The organism is Clostridium sp. E02, assembly GCF_003833015.1.
Taxonomy (GTDB): domain Bacteria; phylum Bacillota; class Clostridia; order Lachnospirales; family Lachnospiraceae; genus Lacrimispora.
On record NZ_RJLQ01000013.1, the window covers coordinates 129,389 to 135,388 of the forward strand.

Sequence of the window (6,000 nt, forward strand, 5' to 3'; positions counted from 1 at the left end):
ATTAACTAAATTTATTTTTTTTAATGTTATGTTATTTACAAATGTACTTTGCACTGATATTATGGTTATTAGAAAGACATCTTGTGTCAACAAATCAAACTACTCGAAACCCTTACTTATCTATTCTACTATCATTTTTAGCCCATAAAGATTTACTTGAAAACAATTACAGAAACATTTGAAAATATCATTCCGTTTTTATACAAACGGAACAAAAACGGAGGTGATGAAAAAGCAATATTTATATAGTATGTAGGTAAGTATATCGATCAGGATAAAGAAGTAGGAGGGGTTTATCATGAAACGATTAAGCAAGAAGGTCTCCATGTTAATTTTTTCTCTGGCAATGTGTTTTGCTGGTATGTTTGGAAGTACTTCCCATGCTGCTACGGATTATTGGCAGAATTATAACGATGGAGGTGGCTCAGTCCAAACAGTTAACGGTTCCGGAGGAAATTTCAGCGTCAACTGGACAAACTGTGGCAACTTTGTTGTAGGAAAAGGATGGACGAGAGGTAGTTCTAACAGAGTCGTAAACTACAACGCTGGTGCATTCTCACCATCTGGCAACAGCTATCTGACAATGTATGGTTGGACAAGGAATTCACTGATTGAATACTATGTGGTTGATAGTTGGGGATCATATCGACCAACTGGAAACTATAAGGGTACCGTATACAGTGATGGAGCCAACTACGACATCTACACAACCATGCGTTACAATGCTCCTTCCATTGACGGAAATCAGACCTTCCAGCAATTCTGGAGTGTCAGACAGTCAAAAAAGCCAACCGGAAGTAATGCTAAAGTTACTTTTAGCAATCATGCAAATGCATGGAGAAGTAAAGGTATGAATCTGGGGAACTCATGGTCTTATCAGGCCTTTTGCGTAGAAGGATATCAAAGCAGCGGCTATGCAAATGTAACTGTTTGGTAAAATGACTCATACACCTATAGGGGTGCATTAACTAATGTAAATTATACTTACCTATATACTATTTAAATATTTCAAATATAAAATTACAAAGACATAATTGTTTGTACGTTTTTATTTTATACAAACAAATAAGATACAGAAAGGAACTTGGCAATGAGAAAAAAACTGATCCTGATTTTGATGACAGCAGCTTTACTTTTTTGCGGATGCTCCAAGAATGAAACGAATAATTTTGTATTGGTGGAAGGCAAGGATTCTGCCGAAGTCTCTGTTCCTGATTTTTATATCGGAAAATATGAGGTAACTCAAAAAGAGTGGGCTGAGGTGATTGGAAGTAACCCATCTGGCTTTAAAGGGGAGGATCTGCCGGTTGAAATGGTGAGTTGGTATGACTGTGTAGACTATTGCAACAAAAGGAGTGAAAAGGAAGGGCTTACACCATATTATAAGATAGATAAAAAGAATAAGGATTTGGAAAATCAAAGTGTTTATGATGATATTAAATGGGTGGTCACGGTAAATGATGAGGGGAATGGTTACCGCCTGCCAACGGAAGCTGAATGGGTATATGCTGCAAGCGGGGGATTAAAGAGCAAACATTATACATACAGTGGCAGTAACGAGAAAGAGGAAGTTTTATGGTACTGGAGAAATGCAGGCAAGGAATTTTTATCTGGTGATTGGAACTGGTCTTCCATTGAAACCAATAAAAGTCAAACCCATCCAGTGGGGTCAAAGAAACCAAACGAATTGGGTTTATATAATATGTCCGGAAATGTCCGGGAATGGTGTTATGACTGGTATGAGGATGATAAAATTCCAAGTGGGCAATTTCGGGTCTGGAAAGGGGGCGGATGGATCGGAGATGCTACCAGCTGCGAGGTTTCTTACCATGGTAAGTATGAAGCCAACGGAACTGGTTCGGATCAAGGATTACGTATATGTCGGAATAAATAATGAAAGATTAAAATTTATAATTGCTTTTTAATTGCTGGGACGTTATAATTAAAGGAGATTAAATTATGTGGGGAAAATTACTTAGAGCAATAGCAAAATATGGTTTCAAAGCAGTTCGTTATGCAATCAAACATAGAAAAACTATTATTAAGATTTTAAAAGAAGTAGGCATTCAAGCAGCCATTGCATATATTCTTGATCATATCTAAATTTAACTAATTTTTTGAGTATGTAACTTATTAACTTAGTCGTCCTAGCTATTAAAAAGTAATTATAAGTCTTAATCTTGTACAAAGGGAGAATTATGGAGCTATTGATTGATGGAATCCAAAAGAGTTATGGACAAAATATAGTGTTAAATAATATAAGCTATAATTTTGAACATGGAAAAATATATACAATACTAGGAAAGAACGGAAGTGGAAAAACAACTCTTTTTAGTGGAATTGCTCATGAAGGATTCTTTGATTCTGGACAGATTTATTTGACAAACAATGAAGGGGTAAAGAACAAAATATCATATGAAGATATTGGTTATATATCTGCGACTCCTTCTCTACCTGATTTTATTACAGGATATGAATTTGTTAAATTTATGTCTGAAGTTATTTCAAACGAAAAAATGAATGAAAATGACATATGGGAACAATTAGCTCGTGTGGACTTATCCAAAGAAGATGGGAAAAAAATAATTAAAAATTATTCTCTCGGTATGAAATGTAAACTACAAATTTTAGGATATGTTATAAATAAGCCAAAAATAATTCTAATGGATGAACCTCTTGTATCGTTAGATATTATTTCTTCTGCTCATATTAAAAAAATTATAAAAAAGATGAAAAACAATCATATTATACTGTTTTCTACTCATATTATGTCCTTAGCAAATGATTTGGGTGACGAAATCATATTATTGAAAGATGGAAATTTACAACCTGTAAACTGGGAAAAAGGTACGGATGAGGACTTAGAAAACGAGGTTGTCAGACTTTTTAATAAAGGAAGTTCAGATGAATTATATTAAACTTAATAAAGAAATACAATATTGTGTAAAAAAAAATAAACGTGCACACTTTTTCGAAAAAATCCCATTTTTACGTAATATACGCAAAAAAAACATTAAAAATTATACAAATGCTAAGTTTGTAAAATCTATTATTTATGAAATGCTAAAAGAAATATTTAAAAAAATTATTTATTTTATTTTATTTGTCATTATTCCTATTATTTTTTTTCAAGTTAATGATAAAGATGTTTATATTATACATAATATATTTTTCCTAAATATTTTATTTGGGTCGTTCCATAAAAGTTATATTTTCGATATGAAGTTTGAAAAATATTTCAGCGTAAATTTTTTAAAAATAAATATGAAACCTTATATTTTAATAAATATGTTTTATAAATATTTGATACATTTTATTTCTTTAGGAATATCGTTAATTATAATATTTAATTTCTATGATATAAACCGTTTTTTAATTTTAATAATTATTCTATTAAATATTGCAACTAGTTTTTTCGCAGAATGCTTATATTTGATCTGCTTTGAACATTATAATATTTTCCTAAATGAAATGAAAATTTATGATATAATTATTATAGCGATAGGCGCAATCGGTTACTTACCTCTTCTTACACATATAAAATGCATACCAATTGAATTAATTGCAGAACCAATCATTATAGTCTTATGCCTTTGTATTATTTCTGCTTGTGCTTATTACATGATTTATGTTAATAAAAGTTTTAATTCATATCGTTTTATCAATAATTTTAATGAAAACAAACTTATCTCTAAGATTATATCAAATGAAATGAACGAAGAGAAGAAAAGTGGATTTGTTGACGAATTAGATGAAGACACTGAAATTAAAGCCATAGACGGTTATAAAAAAACGGATTATCTTAATGAGATTTTTTTTCAGAGATACAAATCCTACTTTTTTAATGTTGTTTTAATTCGAGCAATAATAGCTTTTATTGTATCAATAGTTGATTGTATTTATTGGATTCAGCATCTAAATAACGCATTACAAATAGAAATATATTTACCGCTCATAATAATTGAAGTATCTTTATTATGCAGTACAGATCAAATGTATCGGCATATATATGAAAAATGTGATAAAAGCATGACTCAGTTTTATAGTTATTTAAAACCAGATATTCTTAAGAGTAATGCCTTATATCGATTAAAGAGAACCCTAAAAGATAACTTATTGATTGGCATACTATTTATATTACCAATTACGTTTTGTTTTTTGGTTTTCCAAGAAATTAATATTATTAAATTACTATCATTAATACTTACAATTTTTATTTCGATGGCCTATTATTCGATCTATTATACTATGGCGTATTATTTAGTTCAACCTTATGGTAAGAAACTTAATATTAGTTTGAAATCTTATATCGTATCATTTTGTACTACCCCAGTCTATTTATTTGCATTTCTCCTCAATGGAAAAGAGAGTTTATTTATTATTATTCTCTGCGTATTGACGATTATATTTTTAAAGATTAGTATGTATTTAATTCCAAAGTTAGGGGGAAAAGCTTTAAGAAAATTATTATGAAATAAATGATAAAAGGAAAGGATAAGTATGATTATAAATCATACGAGATAATTATGAGGATTATTATAGCAGTTATAATAGGTTTGGCTTTATTAGCGATACAAAAAATTCTAAGTAAAAAAAATAATAAGTTTTTGGGTCTTTTAATCCCTATCATTGTTGCGGGTATTGGGATATGGTACTGTGTCTTTAAAGAAAATAGTTATACTTTTAGTACTATGTTTCCTTTTCTTCTAATTGAGTTTATTTTAATGGAAGAATATGTAGAAAACAGAATTAAAAGCAAAAAAAATGATAATTAATACTATAAAATCAAAATATGATTCATTAGATTTTTATATAGGGCAGTCTTAAATGACCGCCCTATTTTCACGTTTTCCAATATAGATAGCTTTTCTTAAATTTTTCCCTTCCATGCAAGAATCCTTAGTATTACAATAACGATTCCAACTACTATAAGGATTCCTCCAATAATCTTAGCTGCCGTTGTCGATGGCATTTTGGGAAACATCTGTAGTAATTGATCCGCTGGTGTTATTAGCAACTTTGCTCCTACCACAATCATTGCAATCCACATAATAAAATCTAACATTTTTTCTCTCTTTCTTGTACTTTTTTAGAATCATTGAGTGTAGAAAATTCGGATACTATCCATTTCTTAAATTTTAACATAATCATGACAATATGGCCATTAATGTTCCAAGTCTAACCAGACATATTGTGATAAAATCTCTGGATTCCTGATATTCGCGAAAGGTATTTCCTTGAGTTCGGCTGTTAGGTCTTCTGCTGTCTTTCCCTGCAAATGAGGAGGGGATGGGTAGGTCTTCCAGAAATACATGGCACATTTCCCGTCTATCTCGCTGAAGAACTTACTATAACTGGGATATGCCATGGATATCTGCTCATGGAGTCCGTTCTTAAAACGGATACCATCTTTCTACCAGTAAATCTCTCCGATTCACCAGCTGTGCCAGCGTCCATTCATTATCTTTTGGTTTTGCATCTGGCAGAGCATGTAACTGGTTTATGAGTACCGTTGCCACACAATACGCATCATGCTCATCATTCTTACGGAGCATGGGTGCACTTTTTCTCTGATCATAAGCCAGAGCTGGATTAATGTCTTTTACAATGTAACCTTTGTCAATCAGCCAGACAGCTAAACTTCTGCCGTAGCCGTATGCATTCTCCAATCCGTAAATGGGTTCAAGCCCAAGATGATTAGATTTTCTGTTTACCTTTTCTGCCAGCTTTTTAAATTCACTGGGCATGTTTTCTATCACAACTACCTCTAGCTTTTCATTCCAACAGTTCACCATCACTGCGGTGTGAGTTTCCTTATGCAGGTCAATCCCCACATAAAGCAGATTTTCTCTTTTCTACAATACTCTCCCTCCTTGTATAATAATGATATAGCCAATGAGGCTTATATCTTACTAACATCTTTTTATTCTGTAACTGAATAAGGCTTCACCCTTAATCAGAAGTTACTATTTCTTAATTACCATGTCTGACGGTTCCCTG

Annotated in this window: 8 protein-coding genes; 6 read left to right on the plus strand and 2 right to left on the minus strand. The window is 31.7% G+C overall.

The window, feature by feature from the left end:
* Positions 1 to 325 precede the first annotated feature (325 nt).
* From EFT72_RS11580 to EFT72_RS11605, 6 genes are all read left to right on the plus strand, one after another.
* A complete protein-coding gene (locus EFT72_RS11580; protein WP_347561878.1) occupies positions 326 to 937 on the plus strand; it encodes a glycoside hydrolase family 11 protein in 612 nt (203 codons plus the stop codon).
* Between the two features lie 153 nt (positions 938 to 1,090).
* Positions 1,091 to 1,894, plus strand: a complete 804-nt coding sequence (locus tag EFT72_RS11585; protein WP_124067078.1) for an SUMF1/EgtB/PvdO family nonheme iron enzyme — start codon at positions 1,091 to 1,093, stop codon at positions 1,892 to 1,894.
* 65 nt (positions 1,895 to 1,959) lie between these two features.
* Entirely contained in the window at positions 1,960 to 2,103 is a 144-nt protein-coding gene (locus EFT72_RS11590) for an aureocin A53 family class IId bacteriocin (RefSeq protein ID WP_124067079.1), read from the plus strand.
* Between the two features lie 95 nt (positions 2,104 to 2,198).
* Positions 2,199 to 2,918 (plus strand): ABC transporter ATP-binding protein, encoded by a 720-nt coding sequence (locus EFT72_RS11595; protein WP_124067080.1) that lies wholly within the window; start codon positions 2,199 to 2,201, stop codon positions 2,916 to 2,918.
* Positions 2,905 to 4,473 (plus strand): hypothetical protein, encoded by a 1,569-nt coding sequence (locus EFT72_RS11600; RefSeq protein ID WP_124067081.1) that lies wholly within the window; start codon positions 2,905 to 2,907, stop codon positions 4,471 to 4,473. The genes EFT72_RS11595 and EFT72_RS11600 overlap by 14 nt, the downstream gene beginning before the upstream one ends.
* 53 nt (positions 4,474 to 4,526) lie before the next feature.
* Positions 4,527 to 4,775: a hypothetical protein gene (locus tag EFT72_RS11605; protein WP_124067082.1), complete on the plus strand. Its 249-nt coding sequence runs from the start codon at positions 4,527 to 4,529 to the stop codon at positions 4,773 to 4,775.
* A 95-nt stretch (positions 4,776 to 4,870) separates the two neighbouring features.
* On the opposite strand, the gene EFT72_RS11610 is transcribed toward EFT72_RS11605, so the two are convergent.
* Both EFT72_RS11610 and EFT72_RS11615 read right to left on the minus strand, forming a co-directional pair.
* Positions 4,871 to 5,065, minus strand: a complete 195-nt coding sequence (locus tag EFT72_RS11610; protein ID WP_124067083.1) for a hypothetical protein — start codon at positions 5,063 to 5,065, stop codon at positions 4,871 to 4,873.
* 328 nt (positions 5,066 to 5,393) lie between these two features.
* Positions 5,394 to 5,795: a transposase gene (locus tag EFT72_RS11615; protein ID WP_243110000.1), complete on the minus strand. Its 402-nt coding sequence runs from the start codon at positions 5,793 to 5,795 to the stop codon at positions 5,394 to 5,396.
* Between the last annotated feature and the right edge of the window lie 205 nt (positions 5,796 to 6,000).

Bases quoted from the DNA above. Each gene is read 5' to 3' on its own strand.
- EFT72_RS11605 (WP_124067082.1), top strand. From the start codon at position 4,527: ATGAGGATTATTATAGCAGTTATAATAGGTTTGGCTTTATTAGCGATA.
- EFT72_RS11610 (WP_124067083.1), bottom strand. From the start codon at position 5,065: ATGTTAGATTTTATTATGTGGATTGCAATGATTGTGGTAGGAGCAAAG.
- EFT72_RS11590 (WP_124067079.1), top strand. From the start codon at position 1,960: ATGTGGGGAAAATTACTTAGAGCAATAGCAAAATATGGTTTCAAAGCA.
- EFT72_RS11580 (WP_347561878.1), top strand. From the start codon at position 326: ATGTTAATTTTTTCTCTGGCAATGTGTTTTGCTGGTATGTTTGGAAGT.
- EFT72_RS11600 (WP_124067081.1), top strand. From the start codon at position 2,905: ATGAATTATATTAAACTTAATAAAGAAATACAATATTGTGTAAAAAAA.
- EFT72_RS11595 (WP_124067080.1), top strand. From the start codon at position 2,199: ATGGAGCTATTGATTGATGGAATCCAAAAGAGTTATGGACAAAATATA.
- EFT72_RS11585 (WP_124067078.1), top strand. From the start codon at position 1,091: ATGAGAAAAAAACTGATCCTGATTTTGATGACAGCAGCTTTACTTTTT.
- EFT72_RS11615 (WP_243110000.1), bottom strand. From the start codon at position 5,795: ATGGTGAACTGTTGGAATGAAAAGCTAGAGGTAGTTGTGATAGAAAAC.